18 protein-coding genes are annotated in these 18307 nt (G+C 39.9%); 11 read left to right on the top strand and 7 right to left on the bottom strand.

All coding sequences use genetic code 11. The features are described from left to right. Positions 1–432 precede the first annotated feature (432 nt). Entirely contained in the window at positions 433–888 is a 456-nt protein-coding gene (locus tag BMX30_RS08550; protein WP_090743728.1) for a GNAT family N-acetyltransferase, read from the bottom strand. A 220-nt stretch (positions 889–1108) separates the two neighbouring features. Between BMX30_RS08550 and BMX30_RS08545 the strand changes: the two genes are divergently transcribed. From BMX30_RS08545 to BMX30_RS08535, 3 genes are all read left to right on the top strand, one after another. Further along, positions 1109–1408 (top strand): hypothetical protein, encoded by a 300-nt coding sequence (locus tag BMX30_RS08545; protein WP_090743725.1) that lies wholly within the window; start codon positions 1109–1111, stop codon positions 1406–1408. 206 nt (positions 1409–1614) lie between these two features. Next, entirely contained in the window at positions 1615–1809 is a 195-nt protein-coding gene (locus BMX30_RS08540) for a hypothetical protein (RefSeq protein WP_090743723.1), read from the top strand. A gap of 73 nt (positions 1810–1882) precedes the next feature. Beyond that, complete coding sequence (locus tag BMX30_RS08535) at positions 1883–2710, top strand: GNAT family N-acetyltransferase (RefSeq protein ID WP_090744242.1); 828 nt, start codon at positions 1883–1885, stop codon at positions 2708–2710. Positions 2711–2764: 54 nt separating this feature from the next. On the opposite strand, the gene BMX30_RS08530 is transcribed toward BMX30_RS08535, so the two are convergent. Continuing rightward, positions 2765–3160, bottom strand: coding sequence for a hypothetical protein (locus tag BMX30_RS08530; RefSeq protein ID WP_090743720.1), 396 nt, complete (start codon positions 3158–3160; stop codon positions 2765–2767). Between the two features lie 263 nt (positions 3161–3423). Continuing rightward, entirely contained in the window at positions 3424–3996 is a 573-nt protein-coding gene (locus BMX30_RS08525; protein WP_090743717.1) for a TetR/AcrR family transcriptional regulator, read from the bottom strand. 109 nt (positions 3997–4105) lie between these two features. Here BMX30_RS08525 and BMX30_RS08520 point away from each other — a divergent pair, with 109 nt between their 5' ends. The 4 genes from BMX30_RS08520 (at position 4106) to BMX30_RS08505 (ending at position 9247) form a co-directional block, all read left to right on the top strand. Then, positions 4106–6199: an efflux RND transporter permease subunit gene (locus BMX30_RS08520; RefSeq protein WP_090743715.1), complete on the top strand. Its 2094-nt coding sequence runs from the start codon at positions 4106–4108 to the stop codon at positions 6197–6199. Positions 6200–6201: 2 nt separating this feature from the next. After that, positions 6202–8028 (top strand): YhgE/Pip domain-containing protein, encoded by a 1827-nt coding sequence (locus BMX30_RS08515; RefSeq protein WP_342028065.1) that lies wholly within the window; start codon positions 6202–6204, stop codon positions 8026–8028. Positions 8029–8493: 465 nt separating this feature from the next. After that, the gene (locus BMX30_RS08510) at positions 8494–8784 is read left to right on the top strand and encodes a hypothetical protein (RefSeq protein ID WP_090743710.1); all 291 of its coding nucleotides are present in this window, start codon (positions 8494–8496) and stop codon (positions 8782–8784) included. Positions 8785–8851: 67 nt separating this feature from the next. Further along, on the top strand, positions 8852–9247 hold the full coding sequence (locus BMX30_RS08505) for a hypothetical protein (RefSeq protein ID WP_090743707.1): 396 nt from the start codon (positions 8852–8854) through the stop codon (positions 9245–9247). 67 nt (positions 9248–9314) lie between these two features. Here BMX30_RS08505 and BMX30_RS08500 read toward each other — a convergent pair whose 3' ends face one another. The 3 genes from BMX30_RS08500 to BMX30_RS08490 form a co-directional block, all read right to left on the bottom strand. Continuing rightward, positions 9315–10679, bottom strand: a complete 1365-nt coding sequence (locus tag BMX30_RS08500) for an MATE family efflux transporter (protein ID WP_090743705.1) — start codon at positions 10677–10679, stop codon at positions 9315–9317. 122 nt (positions 10680–10801) lie between these two features. Continuing rightward, positions 10802–11929, bottom strand: coding sequence for a carboxynorspermidine decarboxylase (nspC, locus tag BMX30_RS08495; RefSeq protein WP_090743701.1), 1128 nt, complete (start codon positions 11927–11929; stop codon positions 10802–10804). A 1-nt stretch (position 11930) separates the two neighbouring features. Next, a complete protein-coding gene (locus BMX30_RS08490) occupies positions 11931–13166 on the bottom strand; it encodes a saccharopine dehydrogenase family protein (protein ID WP_090743699.1) in 1236 nt (411 codons plus the stop codon). Between the two features lie 931 nt (positions 13167–14097). Between BMX30_RS08490 and BMX30_RS08485 the strand changes: the two genes are divergently transcribed. Together BMX30_RS08485 and BMX30_RS08480 are read left to right on the top strand one after the other, a co-directional pair. Next, positions 14098–15531 (top strand): alkaline phosphatase, encoded by a 1434-nt coding sequence (locus BMX30_RS08485; protein WP_244532537.1) that lies wholly within the window; start codon positions 14098–14100, stop codon positions 15529–15531. A 352-nt stretch (positions 15532–15883) separates the two neighbouring features. Next, positions 15884–16084, top strand: a complete 201-nt coding sequence (locus BMX30_RS08480; protein ID WP_090743696.1) for a cold-shock protein — start codon at positions 15884–15886, stop codon at positions 16082–16084. Between the two features lie 313 nt (positions 16085–16397). Here the strand turns inward: BMX30_RS08480 and BMX30_RS08475 are convergent, their stop codons facing one another. Beyond that, on the bottom strand, positions 16398–17261 hold the full coding sequence (locus BMX30_RS08475) for a nitroreductase family protein (protein WP_090743693.1): 864 nt from the start codon (positions 17259–17261) through the stop codon (positions 16398–16400). A 402-nt stretch (positions 17262–17663) separates the two neighbouring features. Between BMX30_RS08475 and BMX30_RS23495 the strand changes: the two genes are divergently transcribed. Further along, positions 17664–17819, top strand: a complete 156-nt coding sequence (locus BMX30_RS23495; RefSeq protein ID WP_170843831.1) for a hypothetical protein — start codon at positions 17664–17666, stop codon at positions 17817–17819. Positions 17820–17836: 17 nt separating this feature from the next. Beyond that, on the top strand, positions 17837–18298 hold the full coding sequence (locus tag BMX30_RS08470) for a cytochrome c oxidase subunit II (protein ID WP_090743688.1): 462 nt from the start codon (positions 17837–17839) through the stop codon (positions 18296–18298). The last annotated feature ends 9 nt before the right edge of the window (positions 18299–18307 follow it).

Here is an 18307-nt window from a genome sequence, read left to right as displayed (position 1 = left end):
TTTTTTGTAGGCTCAATTTAAGTTGAACACTATTTATTTAGATAAAATAGCCAAAAAGACCTGGACTGGACAGTGGTAGTTCGCTATCGCCGGTTAGGACTTTATCTGAAAAATAGAGGGAGAAATTCCGCTTAATTTGTAAATAGCACTGAAAATAGCTTAAATAGAGGGAGAAATTCCACTTATTGGCCTCACAAAAGCGTGAAAATAGGTATTTTTACTTGAATAGGGGGAAAAACTCCCCCTATTCACCCTAAATCGTGATCTGATCATCATTTAACGGAAAAATCTCCCCTTATTCTTCAATCGTTGATGACTCAATCAATGACAGGACTTCTTTTTTACAAGTTAGTAGTTTCGTAAGGTTCATTTAAATTTGCTACTGAAAAACGTACTTTTTATTATGTTTTCCGCAGTATATTAAATGAACTGTTAAATCTTTTTATCCATGATAATATCTGTTTCTAAATAACCGAGTTTTTCATATAAGCCTCGTGCGACTTGATTGTGAGCAAATACGTGAAGACCTATACTTTTCAAACCTAATTCTTTTGCCACATTTTCTATTTCTTTCATTGCTTGTTTTCCATAGCCGCGCCCTTGGTTGCCTTCCCAAATATGTATGTCGAAAATAAACCCTTTATCGTTTGGATGTTGTGCAAGCCATATCATCCCTACTTCTTTGTCTTCATCCCTAATGGTATATAGGTGATTTTTTTCCGTTTTTTCTCTTTCTGGTAAAAGTCTTTCGTACTCTTTAGTTGCCTTACTTATCGCTTCTTCCTCATTCCAATTTCCAGCCTTAACGTGTTCATCGGCATATTTTTCAACAGCAAATCTTAGATACTCATTAAATTCACTAGAGTTCGTTTTATCTAATCTAACCAAATTTTCTCCCCCCAAATAGATAGTAGACTATTATTAAACCAAATTTTAACATATATTTTCCAGTTTTATTCAAAAAGATTGCTTCGCATAGGGATTTTTCCCGTGTACTATCGGGTAATACATGACCCCCTAAGGTAAGGGGAATAGTGATTAAATATTTTTTAATTAGGTTCAACCTTTCCTTTTTAATCATAAGCTTAGAAGTAAGGAGTGATTGAGGATGAAAGATGAGAAGGAACAGTTTGACGTTCAAACGATTAAACATATTCGAAATAGACTTGATTACATCAACTCCGTTGCGAAAAATTATAACCACGATAACCCAGAATTAATGGACACCATTCAGAGCTTAGCTAAAGTGGCGAACATGTTCGCAAAGATTAAGCTAGAAGAGCTAAGCGGAAAGTGTGAAACGACTAGCCCGCAAGGTTATATTGTAAGGGAGCTAGGAAGTTCGTATTCTAGAATGTCTGAATATGAAAAACAAAAAGAAAGTGAATTTCCAGAGTGGAAACTTTAAATTAAGCTAAAATAAATCTTCAGGTCTTTCAGAGATGGCGCCATCATTGGTGCTTTTTTTTGAGCTTTCGTTGACTGCAGGAGTGAAAACCGTGTTCTCCTTAATATTTAAAGATGTGTTATTTCCTCGTGCATCCTTTATACTAATAGTAGAAAATGAATTCACAAAGTTTGCGAAATCTACGATAATTTCATTAGGGGGATTGCATGAACTTAGCCATACTATTAGTCATCCTTATTGTTGTATTAGCACTTATCTTTACGATTGTTCTGGCAGGGAAAAGCGATGAAACGTACCGGAATGATACGAAAAGAAACACTACAAACTTGACACTTATTTATATCGTCGTCATTCTCTTGTCCTTCATTGCGGTGGGTGTTTATATTCGTTGGTTTGTTTAAGAAAACTGGGGACGGTTCTTTTGCTTCCTTGGAAGCAAAAGAACCGTCCCCAAGTATTAGGGGTGTGGGAGATTTGTTAACGGAAAAGGAATTATTGGAGATTAAGAGGCTTCAAGAGGTTTGTGAGTTAGATGGGGGATTTCAGTTGAAGCTGAATTTCGATATGCTTGAGAACCGGTCGGAGGACAGGCAGGAGGATTTCTTTCATTATGAAGGAGATCAGCTTGTTGGTTTTCTTGGAAGCTACTGCTGGGGAAGTAGGGTTGAACTTTGTGGCATGGTTCATCCAGATTCCAGGCGAAAAGGGATTTTTTCAAGCTTGTTAAAATTGGGATTTGATGAGGCGAAGAAACGAGATACGGAAACCATCCTGCTCAATGCGCCAACGGAATCTCAGTCTGCAAAGGAGTTTTTGAAAACGATTCCTTGCAACTTTACAGTTGCGGAATATCAAATGCAATGGCAGCCAACCGATTTAGTGGAGGATAATACCGTTACGGTGAGAGCCTCTTCTTCTAAAGAGGATTGGGAGGCAGAAATTCAACTTGAAATATCAGGTTTTGGCATGACCGAAAAGCAAGCTGAGGAAATGCAGCAGGTAATCAGCGAAAACAGCAGTGATCACAGGTTAATCATTGAAGTGGATGGAAGGATTGCCGGGAAAATGCGTGTTTCCGAATTAAATGGTGAAGCGTGGATTTATGGATTTACCGTCTTTCCAGAACTCCGTGGAAAAGGAATTGGAAGAAAGGCATTAACTAAAGTGGTAAAAATGGAGCTTCAAAAAGGCTTGCCAATTTTTCTAGAGGTCGAGGCAAAAAATGCCCACGCCCTAGGGCTGTATGAATCTTGTGGATTTAAAACCTACCATTCCCAAGATTATTACCTGCACAGTGAATAAAACATGGGGACGGTTCTTATGCTTCCTAGGAAGCATAAGAACCGTCCCCAAATGCTAGTTATCTTTTGTTTCAATAAAAAATGTGATGAGGATGAAGACAAAAAAGGCTAGTAGCAATAATGAACCGCCAATGATAAAGAACACCGTTACGAAGGTTTGGTTCAAATCAAACGGGTTCAAATTGTACATCCACATTCCAACGGTCAATCCTAATGTACCTGCCATGGCAAGGCCGCTATGAATGGTAACGAGTTTTTTAAACTTAACTGTATACACTTTGTAAAAAATTCCCCAAGCAAAGGCAGACAGCCAACCTACGAGTAGGATATGAGCATGAAGAGGTCGTAAAGAATAATCCATGCTCCCCGCCATTTGAGACCCGATAAAGGTGCCAATAAATCCAAAAATTGCTGAAAAACGAATTAATCGGATGCTCCAAACTTTTTCCATTTTCTCTTTTCCTCCTGTAGCTTCTCTAAACGATGAGTATGTAACATCTGCATACTAGAAATTGCAGTCTCTCTTTATTTTAATAGACTATCGCGAGAAGTCTAGTATTCTTTTTATAAGACTGTTGTCATAGGGGATTGTTGTAAAAATGAAAGAAAGATTAGAAGGTTCTTTATGTGCATAAAAAAACCACTTATCCTCATAAGTGGTCCTTAAATAGACTCTGTTGTTATCCCTCCAGCATCTCCTTCTTATTTTGCGCGTTAAACTCCAAAGGAAGACAGGCCTTTATTCGTTAGATTGTTAATAATTTCAGCCATTTGTTTCGGGGATTTGTCCATCCCATTTTTTAACCAGATCTCTAAAATATGAATGCTCCCACTGATGGCGAATAGGCTGACATACTCGGAGACTTTTGGGTCTTCCACCGCGTAGGAGTTTACCCAAGATTTAACGGTATGGTCATGTGCGACCGTCATTACCCGCTTTTTGAAACTAGGATCACCATGCTCGCTAAAAAGGGTTTCACAAACATCACTGTTTGCGGCCACATACTCGACGATTTTTTCTACCATTAGGAGAGCTTCTTCATCATGATTGAGATTATAGCTCATTAGGGTTTCATTCATATCTTGAATAATTTCTTCCTCTATTTGCGTGAGTAGGTCGTAAGGGTCTGAATAGTGGGAGTAAAAGGTGGAGCGATTGATGTCTGCCATTCCACAAAGTTCTTTTACCGTAATACTCGAGATCGGTTTTTCCTTTAACAATTGCATCATACTTTCCTTTAAAACCATTCTTGTATATTTGATCCGTCTATCTAATTTAGAACTCAAGCTAAATCACACCTTTCACACAGATATCCAACACAAATCATACTTATGTCGGATAATGAACAAAAAATAATAAACTGTTTGTTGATAAACCAACACGGTGTCTATTATAATGTTACAGGTAAACAGATGCAAGAAGGAGTTGGTTTCAATCGACATCGCAACACGAATCATAAAACATAAAAAATCAGTTGTTATTACATTTAGCATCATTGCTATCATCTGTGCGATTGCACAGTTTTTTGTGTCTGTTAATTACAATATGGTGGATTACCTACCAGAGGACGCTCAATCGACAAAAGCAATGGAAATCATGGAGCAAGAATTTGACGGCTCTGTTCCTAATACGAGAGTGATGATAAAGGACGTTTCGATACAGGAAGCGCTCATCTTTAAAGAAAAGCTCACCAACATCGACGGTGTCTCAGATGTGACATGGTTAGATGATGCCATTGACATAAAAACCCCTCTAGAAATGGCGGATCAGGAAACGGTAGAATCGTATTATAAGGACAATAAGGCCTTGTTTTCCTTTAGCATTCGAGACGGGGACGAAGTGGCAATCACCGACCGCATTTATGAACTGATTGGCGACGAAAACGCCATGGCAGGGGAAGCGCTCGATACGGCCACTTCACAAAAAATGGCGGGGTCTGAATCGATGTATGCCGCGGCATTATTGGTTCCGATTATCATTTTAATTTTAGTTCTTTCGACCAATTCCTGGATGGAACCAGTGTTCTTCCTTACAGCGATTGGCGTTTCCGTCATCATTAACTTGGGGACGAATCTTTTTATTGGAGAAGTATCGTTCGTTACCCAGTCGGTTGCACCGATCTTGCAGCTGGCGGTCTCACTGGACTATGCCATCTTCCTCCTGCATAGCTTTTCAGACTATCGTAAAAAGATAGAGGATCCCGCAGAAGCGATGCGACTCGCGATCAAAAAATCTTTCCCTGCCATCTCAGCGAGTGCGGCAACGACCTTCTTTGGGTTCATTGCGTTATCCTTTATGCAGTTTGAGATTGGTTCGGATTTAGGATTAAATCTTGTCAAAGGGATCGTTTTAAGTTTTATTAGCGTCATGGTCTTTTTACCTGCGTTAACGTTGTTGCTCTTTAAATGGATTGATAAAACGCAGCATAAACCACTGCTTGGAAGCTTTAAGAGTATCGGTAGTGGTGTGATTAAAATTCGCATTCCTAGCTTATTGATTGTTTTCCTTTTAATCGTTCCCGCTTTCTTAGGACAGAGTAAAACGGATTTTACGTATGGAATTGGTGAACACCCGGAGACCACTCGTGCCGGTGTGGATGTGGAGAAAATTGAACAGACCTTTGGAGATTATACAGCGATGGTGTTGCTCGTTCCAAGAGGGGATGTTGTTAAAGAAGAAAAGCTTGTCCAGGAATTAGAAAATCTTGATGAAGTGACAAGTGTTCTTGCTTATGCCAATCTGGTTAGCACAGTGATTCCTCCAGAGTACCTTGGGGAATCGGTTACCGAACAATTTTACTCCGATCATTATAGTCGTATTATTCTTCATACGAATACTGGAACGGAGGGGGAGGAAGCATTCGCCCTAGTGGAAACGGTCCAGAAGAAGGCGGCTGCTTATTACGAAGAAGACGTTCATGCCTTAGGCGAGAGCGTCACCTTGTATGATATTAAAACTACGGTCGAAAAAGACAATGTATTGGTGAATTTATTAACAGTCATAGCGGTTGCAACCGTCTTGTTCTTCACCTTTAAATCTATTTCGATTCCGGTCGTGCTGTTGTTGACGATTCAGGCTGCTGTATGGGTCAATTTATCGGTGCCTTACTTTACCGATACTTCGTTGGTTTATGTCGGCTACTTGATTATCAGTACGGTACAGCTTGCGGCGACAGTTGATTATGGAATTCTCTTTACGGAGTCCTATATGGAGAACCGCAAGGAAATGACTGCGGTGAAGGCGATTAAGAAAACGATTGATGAAAAAATCTTCTCGATTGCGATTTCTGCTTCGATTTTATCGAGCGTTGGCTTTATTTTATGGATTACATCGACGAACCCAATTGTCGGTTCCATCGGCTTGTTGCTTGGACGAGGAGCATTACTTGCGTTTATTTTGGTTGTTTGTTTCTTACCAGCCATGTTGCTGGTTTTTGATAAAGTGATCAACAAAACGACATTAAAAGCAAATTTTTATAAGGAGAAATGATGATGACAAAAAAACGTATTTTCACAGCGGCTTTGGCTGCTACACTTGTCTTGCCGTCATTTCTAGTCAGTGCTGCTGCAAATGAGTCTACACAAAAGGCCGAGTTTGCTGCTAAGGATGAGGTCGTATATGCGACCTTGAGTCCAACTGGAAAACAGCAAGAGATTTATGTCGTGAATATTTTTGATGTCTTGGAAGCTGGAGAAATCGTTGATTATGGCCCGTATTCTAGTCTAAAGAATTTAACGGATTTATCTGAGCTTGAGCATACTGGGAATAAGGTGGAGATTCCTGCATCAGAGGGGAAATTTTATTATCAAGGAAATATGGACGAAGCCTTACCTTGGGATATTGCGATTTCTTATCAGCTAGATGGGAAGAAAATTTCTCCAGAAGAGCTTGCGGGCAAAGAAGGACATCTTGAGGTTCGCATTCGTACGTCAGCGAATGAAAAGTTAGATCCCGTCTTTTTTGAAAACTATTTATTGCAAGTTTCGCTCGTTCTGAACCCAGATATTTATTCAAACATTGTGATATCCGATGATGGCATGGTGGCCAATGCCGGTAAAAACAAGCAAGTTACCTTTACCGTTATGCCCGAAAATGATGGGGACTTGAGCCTTGAAGCCGATGTCGTCGATTTCGAATTACAGGGCATTGAAATCTCTGCTGTTCCATCATCGATGAGTATCGATGCACCGGAAACGGGTGAGATGATTAAAGACATGAAATCGTTAACGGATGCAATCGGCCAGGTTAACGATGGGGTCGCCGAATTTAAAAATGGCGTTTCGCAATTAAATTCGGGTGTTGCAGATTTGAAAAATGGTTCAAAGCAATACCAAAATGGGATGGCTGAAATTAGTGGGGCCTCCTCTGAACTTGTGAATGCTTCAGCTTCGATTAATGGAGCACTAGAGGCCATAAGTAAAGGTATAAGTGAAAATGCAGACCAAATTGATTTAAGTTTACTTGAAGACTTGAATGAGCTAAAAGAGATCGAGGACCTGCCAACAGGACTTACTCAAGTTGGAACTGGCTTGCAGGAAATGGCTAATGAATTAAGGAAACTAAGAGGAAGCTATTCTGATGCTTACGCTAGCATAGAAAAGGCCCTTGAGGCGATTCCGGAATATACCGTTACAGAAGAAGAGATTCAGAAATTGTATGAAGTGGGCGCGGATCGTGCAGTAGTGGATCGATTGGTCGAGACGCATAGGGCTGCCCTTAAGGCAAAAGAAACCTATGAATCTGTTAAGCAAAGTTTTGCTGATGTTGATACACAGTTAGCGGAAATCATTGGATTCATCAACAATACTGGTGAAAAAATGGTTTCCATTGCAGAAGGTTTTTCATCCTCACTTGATGGCATCGATGTGCTCGGTTCGTTCGAACAGCTACAAGAAGGTTTGGCAACCATGTCTTCGAATTATAGCCAGTTCCATTCAGGTTTGGTGAGCTATACAAACGGAGTGAGCCAGTTATCAGGCTCCTACAATCAATTGCATTCTGGTATTGAAGAATTGTCAGGAGGAACGAACGAGCTAGAAAATGGGGCGGGTGACCTTCACGCTGGGACCAATGAACTCTATGAATCTACGAACAATTTACCTGAACAAATGGTCGAAGAAATCGATAAAATGATTGCCGAGTACGATAAATCAGATTTTGAAGCAGTATCATTTGTTTCTGATAAAAACGAGAAAGTGAATTCAGTACAGTTTGTGATTAAAACAGAAAGTATCACCATCGAAGAACAAGAAACAAAGGAAAAAGCCGCAGAAGAAGAAAAAGGATTCTGGGCTAGATTGATGGATTTATTTAACTAGGTCCGAGCTGTGCTCATGCACTGGAATTTGATTTATTATTAATGAAATAGGAAGAGATCAAACCACTTAGGTTTGGTCTCTTTGTATGTGGATGGATAATTTTACTGAAAGTTGATGAGTGGTAGCCATTCGACTTCTGAGGTAGGGGAGAGAGAGCAGTACAAGAATCTTATGAAGTTGGTTTTAGGCAGAAATCCTCCTGTAAATCATCTTCATCGAGCTTATGAAGATGGTTCATCGTGATATCCTCTTCGATTTGACCATATTAATTAAGCGCCTCCCACCACGCACGCTGCTAGCTGTGTGCCTAGAATGGAAACCAATATACTAATTTAACCGACTTATATTCATAGAATTTAGTGGTAAGAGAGTTGCCATCATGTTATAACATGAGTAATTGTGATTTTATGGTAAAGTAAAGAGTATCCATACTAAATAGCTAAAGTCCTAGAATCGGGGGGATCAATGATTGGTACTTTATTAAAAAAGTTAAAAAAGGATACAAAGGAAAAGCACTTAAGTGATTTATTATCTTTTGCGCTCGTCATCATGATCTTGAATAGTATCGGCTTTCACATGATTAGTAATACCAACACCATTACATTTTTCTTTTACTTTCTGATGATTCTTATCTTACATACCATTTTAGAAACAAGTTTTAGATTGAGTCTTGGATCAAGGAACATTGTCGTTGGTGTTGGTTCGTACATACTCGTAGCAGCAATCGTAGCTACATTAAGCACTTTTTTATTCTAGTACGCTATCGGTTGTTCTTTGTTAAAGGGAGGGGGAAAATATCATTAAAAATAAATCAAAATGGATTATGGTTATCTCAACATTGGTTGCGATTTTTATCGTATTTTTGATCAATCAATCATTAAAGCACACAACATTTGGAGAAGCTACGTCCGAAATGCTAGATGGCGAGCCTGTTCATAAACTAATGATGTCTGATACGAAAGGTGAAAAAGTGTTTGACCTCACAGATACTGAGGTAATTAAGTCTTTGCTCGAAGACCATTCTTCAATCGCACTGGAAAAATCGGATGGAGTAGGGGTAGAACTTATCTATAATTTGAGTGTGTATACGGAAGAATATGATATTTATGGGATAAAGGTTAGTCAGAATACGATTCTTATCGGTGGCAACTACTATTCCGTTAACGGGGAGAATGGTTTTTATCAAACCGTGGATGACATCTATAAACAACAAAACTAGCAGTTTATGGCTGCTAGTTTTGTTGTTTTATATAGAAATACTGAGGTGCTTAAAAACTGTTTTCTGATTAAGCCTTCTTCAACTGTAAATCTTCTACTTTTATTTTCCGTTCCCAAGGTCTACTTTTCCAACGTCTCAACGCGAGAAGGCCTCTAAACCATTCATCCATTCCTTGGGCAATCCAGATTCCGAGCAATCCTAACCCCATGTGGATCCCTAATAAATAGCTGAAAACGACAGCAACTCCCCACATAAAAATAATGCCGACGATCATTGGAAAGCGAACATCTCCAACCGATTTCAAGGAGTTCATCAATACGATATTCATCGCTCTTCCTGGTTCGATAAAAACAATCGCCCATAAAACCGGTAAACCAATGGCTAGAATCGTCGGATCATCTGTAAATGCACTTAAGACAGGATGACCAATCAATGCCAGGATTAATGACGTAATAAAGGAGGCGACCATCGCTATTTTCAACGTGCGAATGCCCCTGAGGAAAGCTCTCTCAAATTGTTTGCCGCCAATATATCGAGCAACCAACATCTGAGTACCCATCCCAATTGCTAACGTAAACAAAAAGCAAATCATCGAAATGTTCACGATGTAGACCCGAGCGGCCAAGGAGGAAGCGCCTAAGGTTACAATAAAACCTGTGATGATTAGTTGCGAAAATTGATACGATAAACTCTCACCAGCCGAAGGAATACCAATTGACAGGAGACCTCGGTAATCCTCGCGGTTCATCTTTACGATGTCTTGAAGCTTCATTGAAAAACCAAGTCTTCGGTACAATAAATAAAGCAAGACAAGGACAGCGACGACCCGTGCAACCACAATCCCCCAAGAAACACCAAGAACACCTGTGATCGGAAGGCCGAAAATCCCAGAAAGGGCCAGAACATTCCCAGCAACGCTGATTACGTTCATTAGCACAGTAACGGACATGGATTCTTTCGTGTAACCATAGCTTCTTAGTACCGCGCTAAAGGCTAGAGAGAGGGACTCGAAGAATAGCGAGAGACCACAAATCTGCATGAAGATCAATCCATAGTCAAATACTTTTCCTTGGACATCAAACATGCGCAGAAACTGTTCCCCAAAGAAAAAAACAATTATGGCAACAATGATCCCAAACCAAAAATTTAATCCAAAGGCAGAGTGGGCCATCTGTTTTGCTTGTTTCAACTGACCTGCACCTAATTTTTGCCCAATTAAAATCGTGGCACCAACGGATGTCACATTAAAAACTAAGATAAAGATATTTAGTAACTGATTCGCCACTCCAACCCCGGCGGCAGCTTCATCTGAATAATGGCCAAGCATCAAAGTGGCTATAATCCCCATGCTCATATGTAAGGCAATCTCAATAAAAAGGGGCCAACTTATTTGAAAAAGAGTTTGGTCTTTATACTTATTGGTATCAGTCAATCTACATTTCTCCTTTACTTTATCCCTGTAGAATACCAATCTATTTTAATCCTATTTTCAAAAAAGTAAAGGGGACGGTTCTGATTCTGCCTTTAGGCAGAATCAGAACCGTCCCCTTATAGTTAAGCTAATCTCATCTTAAAGTCTTGGTAACCAAATTGGCGAACCACTTGGCAATCTCCGTCTGTCTTTTTAACAGCGATTGCTGGTAATGGCATGCCGTTAAATGTGGTGTTTTTAACCATTGTGTAAATGGCCATGTCACCAAACACTAAACGATCTCCGCTCTTTAATGGCTGATCAAAAGAATAATCCCCAATCACATCACCTGTAAGACAGGTTTGACCACCGAGACGATATGTAAATGACTTTTCGCCAACTTCTCCTGAACCGAAGAGGGGAGGACGATAAGGCATTTCCAACACATCCGGCATATGACAGGAAGCAGATGTATCAAGAATCGCAATTTCCATTCCATTTTCGATGGTATCAAGAACCGTTGTTACTAAGTACCCAGCATTTAGGGCAACTGCTTCACCTGGCTCAAGGTACACTTCTAAGCCATATTTGTCTTGCATTCTCTTAATACAAGCTTCTAGTCTTGGAATATCATAATCTTCTCTAGTAATATGGTGACCGCCACCGAAGTTGATCCATTTCATTTGCGGCAACCATTCACCGAACTTTTCTTCCACCGCATTTAGCGTTGTTTCCAAATCGTCCGAGTTTTGCTGACAAAGAGTATGGAAGTGTAGACCGTCGACACCATCAAGTAATTCAGGACGGAAATGCTCGATGGTTACACCAAATCTAGATCCAGTTGTACATGGGTCATAGATTTCATGACCAACTTGTGTTGAACATTCAGGGTTGATGCGCAGGCCGACACTTCGACCAGCATCTAAAGCTTTCTGTTTAAACTTCTCCAACTGGGAGAAAGAGTTAAAAATCATATGGTCACAAATGGAAATGATTTCGTCAATTTCATCCTCACGATAGGCAGGGGAAAAGACGTGGTTCTCTTTTCCCATTTCCTCGTGACCAAGACGGGCTTCGAAAAGCCCGCTGGCAGTTGTACCAGTTAAGTACTCTGAAATAAGTGGATACATTGTAGTCATTGAGAAGGCTTTTTGTGCTAAAACAATCTTGCATCCTGTACGTTCCATGACGCCGTTTAGGATTTTTAGATTCTTTTCAATTAGCGCTTCATCAACTACATAACATGGGGTTGGCAATTCTTCAAACTTCATCTTAGTAAACGTACTCCGGATCTTTTACTTTCTTCGGCTCATCAACAAGAGTTGGGTTTAAATCTTCTTGCCATGGAAGTCCCCATTTGTTTAATGCTTCCATGAATGGATCTGGATCGAATTCTTCAATATTGAATACGCCCGGCTTATTCCATTTTCCAGTCATGATCATCATTGCACCGATCATTGCAGGAACGCCTGTTGTATAGGAAACAGCTTGAGAACCAACTTCTTGGTAACATGCTTGGTGATCACAAACATTGTAAACGTAATATGTCTTATCTTTTCCATCTTTTTTCCCTTGGAAAATACAGCCGATGTTTGTTTTACCAACCGTGCGTGGTCCAAGTGAAGCAGGGTCTGGTAATACAGCTTTCAAGAATTGAAGCGGAATGATTTGCTTTCCTTCGAATTCAATTGGCTCGATTGAAGTCATGCCAACATTTTCAAGAGCTTTTAAGTGTGTAAGATAGCTTTGGCCAAATGTCATGAAGAAACGGATACGCTTAAGTCCTGGTACGTTTTTCGCAAGAGACTCAAGTTCTTCATGGTACAACAGGTACATGTCTTTTTCGCCAACTTCAGGGAAGTTGTAGACGCGTTTGATTTCCATTGGTTCTGTCTCGATCCACTCACCGTTTTCCCAATATCTTCCGTTAGCTGATACTTCACGGATGTTGATTTCAGGGTTGAAGTTTGTTGCGAACGGATAGCCGTGATCGCCAGCGTTACAGTCAAGAATATCGATGTATTCAATTTCATCAAAATGATGCTTTAATGCGTGAGCTGAGAATACTCCTGTAACACCTGGGTCAAAACCGCTACCTAAAAGAGCTGTAATTCCAGCTTCTTCAAAGCGCTCTTTGTAATCCCATTGCCATTTGTATTCAAACTTCGCTGTATCTTCTGGCTCATAGTTTGCTGTATCCATGTAATGTGTTTTTGTTGCAAGACAAGCATCCATGATTGTTAAATCTTGATACGGTAAAGCTAAGTTCATCACGATATCTGGCTTTACTTCCTCAATTAAAGCAATTAGCTCATCTACATTATTTGCATCAACCTGTGCAGTTGTAATTTTCGTTTTTCCACCATCTAGTTTTGCTTTTAGGTCATCACATTTAGACTTTGTACGACTCGCGATACAAATTTCCTCGAAGACCTCACTGTTTTGAACACATTTGTGGATAGCTACAGATGCTACTCCACCACAACCGATAACAAGCGCTTTTCCCATTTTCAAAACTCCTAACTAAATAGATTTTCCGACCTAATGAGGGAATCCAAAACAATGAAACTAGCAAGACTAGGTTACTGATCTGTCCTCAAAAAGTTTTTAGACAACAAAAAAAAGCATGTGTAAATCGCAATTTCGCGCACAACACTTGCTTTAGATATAATCAATATTAAAAAGGCATAATTCATCCATGAATGCAAAAGGCATATATGTACGTCCGGAAAAAGAGCGCAAAGACGTACTGGAAGGAAGCTCTTTAATATTCAAAATATATCATAATAGGACTCAGAGTCTATATAGCAAATAATTACTAAGTACTCTTATTGACCGTTTCACAAGTTTTGTGCATATGCACTGGTTGTAAAGTAACCAACTTATAAAATTTGAGCTTTTAACTCAATCAATAAGGCAAACTAAGTTGCCAATCGGCATTTGACCCGGCTGTCCGTATGGCCTTAACTCCCGAAAAGGAAGTGGTCAAAATTATCTGCTTGGAAAGACCCGAATACGTTGAATATTAGCTTTCCAATAACGCTTCTCTAAATTAACACCTTCTTGTAAAAATATCAATAGTAAATTTAAAATAATTATAAATTTGTTTTCAGTCGAAAAAAAGCAAGAAAATTAGAGGAATTTGTCCCATATGTATCTAATACTGAATATCACGCTAGGGGACTATTATTCTGAGAGTGGATTCCTGTAAACTAATAGATATAAGGAAGAGAGATAGTTAGTAAAAAAGCCAAGATGTGCAGACATCTTGGCTTTTGGTTATCATAGGCAACCTTATATACAGGTCTTCCGATAAAAACTAATCCAATATACCTATTGCGAAATCGCTTCCATAGCCCCATTTACCGTAGTTTACCGTTCTAGTAGATTAAAAGAGTAGTTCCTTATTTCGACAATAATATACAAGAGGTGGAGCGAAATGTCAGTCAAGACGAAGTCACTAGCAATTGCACTATCTACTGGATTGGTCATCGGAGGTCTAACTGGAGTTCCTGGCTTAACCAACACCTTTGCCGATTCGTCGGCAAAAACAAAAAACGTTGCCCAAATGCAAAAGGCTCCCAAAAACGTCATCGTCATGGTAGGAGACGGAATGGGGTTGGGACAGATGGAGGTTGCTCGCTTACTAGAGTATGGCAAAACAGGCGAACTCCATATGGAACAGCTTGATAATGTCGCTTTATTGAAAACCTATTCTGCTGATAACTTTGTTACAGATTCCGGTGCAGCTGGAACGGCAATTGCGACAAGCGTTAAAACAAACAACGAGTCCATTGGTGTCGATGCAAATGGCAATCCCGTGGATAGTATTTTAGACTTGTTCCAGGCAAACGGGAAAAAGACCGGCCTCATTTCTACAAATACCGTTTATGATGCAACACCGGCTGCCTTTGGATCCAGTGTTTCAAATCGCTGGGAAGGTAGCGCTGCGATTGCAAGACAGCTTTATGATAGTAATATTGATGTTCTCCTCGGTGGAGGTGCAAGTAACTTTACTCCCGAAAAGCAAGAAGGGGTAGATTATGTAGAGAAGTTCCGTGAGGATGGCTATGCGTTTGCTACTACGAAAGAGGAGCTAAATAAAGTAGGTACCCCAGATAAATTGCTAGGATTGTTCCATCCTTCTTATATGAATTATAAGCTTGATGTCGAGGAAACAAATTCACAAGAGCCGACACTAAACGAAATGACAGCGAAGGCCCTCGACGTTTTATCTAAAGGGAAAAATGGTTTCTTCTTAATGGTTGAAGGTGCCCGTATTGACCATGCTGCCCATGCGGCAGACGTGACAGGTGTTTGGAAAGAAACGATCGAATTCGATAACACCGTTAAAGACGTAGTCGAGTGGGCTAAAGGTCGCAAAGACACGCTTATCGTGGTATTGGCTGACCATGAAACAATGGGCTTCTCGGCTGCAGAAACGATGGATATTGAAGCGTTAAAAAATATTGAAGTTTCTCCAGAATATATGGCGGGACAGCTTGTAAAAGATGCAAACGGTGAATTTGCTGCTGAAAGTGTAAAATCTGTATTTAAAGAATACGCAAACATCAATCTGACAGATGAGGATGTGGCTGAGTTCACGCAAAACCTCAAAGATAACGAAGGGAAGGTTTATCCTCAGCATAAAATTGGCTGGGAAATCGGAAGCGTTATCGCAAAAGCCTATAAGGTTGGTGTAATGGATCGCGAAATCCGCGCCGAAGGTTCAACAGGTGGACATACTGGAAACATGGTCCCTGTATTTGCAACAGGTGTTGGAAGCGAACGATTTGAAGGCGTTCTAGACAACACGGATATCTCTAAACTCATTGCTGAAACAGCAAAACTTAAGACGATTCCTGGTGAATAAAACCATATAGATTAGAAGAAGCAGGGAGAGACTCTCTCTCGCTTCTTTTTATTATCTATAGAATAATTTTGAATCTGAAGAAGAAGGGGACTTTCTGTTTTATCAAATCTTTTCTTTGCTTTTAAAAAGACCGAAGAATAAAGGTTTCTCCTGTTAACTAGTCAGAATTCAATTCTATTTTGGTCTCCTTTTCGATGCGGATTTGCATTGTAAATTGTTATCTGTTAATATTAGGAAGAATTATTTTTGTTCGTTCGGCAAGGATCGTTAAAGTGATTAAAAACTTTCTGACTTGAAGACGAAACAAAGGATAGTAACAAAATGTGTGCACTGCACGAGGAGGAATTTTTAAATGGAAACAGGTACAGTAAAATGGTTTAATGCAGAAAAAGGATTCGGATTTATCGAGCGCGAAGGCGGAGACGATGTATTCGTTCACTTCTCAGCTATCCAAAGCGAAGGCTTCAAGTCTTTAGACGAAGGCCAAAAAGTTACTTTTGAAGTTGAGCAAGGTCAGCGTGGACCTCAAGCTACTAACGTTCAAAAGGCATAATAGCTTGTTAAGAAAAGGCTCTATTGTAGAGTCTTTAAGACTGCAGCTAGACTCGTTAAATCGAGCTTGGCTGCAGTTTTTTTGTTTAGAGGGTCATTTAGTCTATTGATTTCCGTTCCAGGCGCTTCGCTTTCCGCGGGGCGGGCGGTGAGCCTCCTCGTCGCTAATGCTCCTGCGGGGTCTCACCTGTCCCACTGATCCCGCAGGAGTCTTCGCGCCTTCCACTCCAATCAACAGATTTTCTCAAATTTATTTTGGACTAACCTGAAGCGCTCCCTTCATCTAAAAAGAAAGGCCTCTTAACAAATCATTCTTATCCTCTTTTCCAGCTAACAATATACTCCGTATGCTCATTTAATTCTGCTAGATTGGGGTCTTCTACTAGCCAGCTTCCATCTAGATTCAGCTCTTCACAAGCTAATTCAAACTGGCACATGGCGATGCCCATGTCCAATAGTTGCATATCATAGCCTAAACTCGAACTGTAATTAGGTGTATGTTCGATATAGAAATGACAAGTTTGTCTGTCCTCCGCTAGGACAAGTCTCCATGGTTGTTTATTTGATGCAGAAGGTCCTAATCTAACCATTTCAATGGGGGTTTCCCATTCAGCGGCGTTCTCCTTTAGTAAAGGTGAATTAAAAGTTGCATCGTAAAACAGCTTTTCCCAAGGCTTTTTATTATCTGCTTTAACCACGAAACGTAAAGCTTTATCAAAGACTCGCTGTTTTTCTTTCGGATAGCCTAGTGGTGTAACGCATGGAATAAACTCTCCTTCGTTTAAAGGAATCTCTTTTTCAAAGGAATTTCGATTGAACGTACCACCCATCCAGCACGTCCCCATTCCCAACTCTGTTACCAACAAAACAAGGCGGTGAAAAATGTAGGCATACTCGACAAGTGCATACTTTTCGTTTTTCGCTGTTCCAATCAAATAACCGACTGGATTTTTAATGAACCCATAGGTTCCAAGCTTGATCCCTTTGTCTGTAACGTTCTTGTCCACTTGAATAAAATCAATCTTGCCTTTGCCCCCAAATGGTCCTATTAAGTTTGCTTCCGCGTTTATAAAATCCACTATTGTGTTTACGTCTGCATCCGAAAGGCTTTTCCCATCGTATGTTCGAACGGACTGACGCCCACGCATGGTTTCGATAACTGACCGATTAAACTTCATCGTTTCACCTCTAAAAAATAATGATCTTATCCTATTATACTACCTTTTGTCCGATTCGTTTGAATGAGCCTGTTTTAGACCTGTATATTCGAGCGTGAAAATGACGATCTCGTGTCAGGCGGGATCTTTTTTGTGTTCACATTTTTAACACAAAAAAAGGGTGTGGGATGGATACAGTCTAGTTAAAAAAGATTATTATTTTTCGAATGATGATGTATTAGTGCTGCTTTGCAACCTGCTCCAGAAATGGCTTGTACCCCCATGAACATCCACAAGAAAAAACGCAATGAATAATAAATGAATTTTTTTGCTGAAATCATACATGCCAGTGATATTACTCACTACGGCGATAACCGTTCGCAATTATGATTTAAGTATGAAAACCAAGAGGGGGGAAATTCAATGAAAGCTACAAAATTGAACAAAAAAGAAGAAGTTCAACATGAGCAAGTCCAAGAAACATCGAAGGTAGGAACTTGGATTTCGGTTGGTATTTTAGGAGCAGTCATCCTTGGTACTTACTTTTTGTTATACGGATTATATATGGCTAGGTTATAGAAAGGGGAGAGAAGAACATGCATTTAGATGAGAAGATTTGGTTGTTTTTAAGTTTCGGTATGATTATGATTTTTATGATTTTTACAGGGTACCAAGCATTGGCACTAGGATACGGACCTCCGAGTCATAAGGAGACGATTGACCCACAAAAAGTCGATCAAACTGCACCATTTAACGAACCAGGGATCAAACAAATTGGTGAAAACGAATATGAAGTTGTTATGACTCTACAAATCTTTAGCTTCACACCAATGGATATTGAAGTTCCTGCTGGTTCAACTGTTCATTTCACATTAACTTCAAAAGATGTTGTCCACGGTTTCCAAGTGGCAGATACGAATATTAACGCAATGGTTATGCCTGGGCATATTCAAAAAATCACCCAAAAGTTTGATGAGCCAGGAGAATATTTAGTGTTATGTAATGAGTACTGTGGTGCTGGTCACCAAGCAATGAGTACAACGATTACGGTTAAATAAAGGGGGGAA

Source organism: Mesobacillus persicus (genome assembly GCF_900109925.1).
GTDB classification, from domain to species: domain Bacteria; phylum Bacillota; class Bacilli; order Bacillales; family Cytobacillaceae; genus Mesobacillus_B; species Mesobacillus_B persicus.
The sequence above is the reverse complement of the archived record's forward strand: the minus strand, read 5'-3'. Positions and strand labels throughout refer to the sequence as shown.

Bases quoted from the DNA above. Each gene is read 5' to 3' on its own strand.
- BMX30_RS08545 (WP_090743725.1), top strand. From the start codon at position 1,109: ATGAAAGATGAGAAGGAACAGTTTGACGTTCAAACGATTAAACATATT.
- BMX30_RS08540 (WP_090743723.1), top strand. From the start codon at position 1,615: ATGAACTTAGCCATACTATTAGTCATCCTTATTGTTGTATTAGCACTT.
- BMX30_RS08530 (WP_090743720.1), bottom strand. From the start codon at position 3,160: ATGGAAAAAGTTTGGAGCATCCGATTAATTCGTTTTTCAGCAATTTTT.
- BMX30_RS08520 (WP_090743715.1), top strand. From the start codon at position 4,106: ATGTTACAGGTAAACAGATGCAAGAAGGAGTTGGTTTCAATCGACATC.
- BMX30_RS08515 (WP_342028065.1), top strand. From the start codon at position 6,202: ATGACAAAAAAACGTATTTTCACAGCGGCTTTGGCTGCTACACTTGTC.
- BMX30_RS08510 (WP_090743710.1), top strand. From the start codon at position 8,494: ATGATTGGTACTTTATTAAAAAAGTTAAAAAAGGATACAAAGGAAAAG.
- BMX30_RS08505 (WP_090743707.1), top strand. From the start codon at position 8,852: ATGGTTATCTCAACATTGGTTGCGATTTTTATCGTATTTTTGATCAAT.
- nspC (WP_090743701.1), bottom strand. From the start codon at position 11,929: ATGAAGTTTGAAGAATTGCCAACCCCATGTTATGTAGTTGATGAAGCG.
- BMX30_RS08490 (WP_090743699.1), bottom strand. From the start codon at position 13,166: ATGGGAAAAGCGCTTGTTATCGGTTGTGGTGGAGTAGCATCTGTAGCT.
- BMX30_RS08485 (WP_244532537.1), top strand. From the start codon at position 14,098: ATGTCAGTCAAGACGAAGTCACTAGCAATTGCACTATCTACTGGATTG.
- BMX30_RS08480 (WP_090743696.1), top strand. From the start codon at position 15,884: ATGGAAACAGGTACAGTAAAATGGTTTAATGCAGAAAAAGGATTCGGA.
- BMX30_RS08475 (WP_090743693.1), bottom strand. From the start codon at position 17,261: ATGAAGTTTAATCGGTCAGTTATCGAAACCATGCGTGGGCGTCAGTCC.
- BMX30_RS23495 (WP_170843831.1), top strand. From the start codon at position 17,664: ATGAAAGCTACAAAATTGAACAAAAAAGAAGAAGTTCAACATGAGCAA.
- BMX30_RS08470 (WP_090743688.1), top strand. From the start codon at position 17,837: ATGCATTTAGATGAGAAGATTTGGTTGTTTTTAAGTTTCGGTATGATT.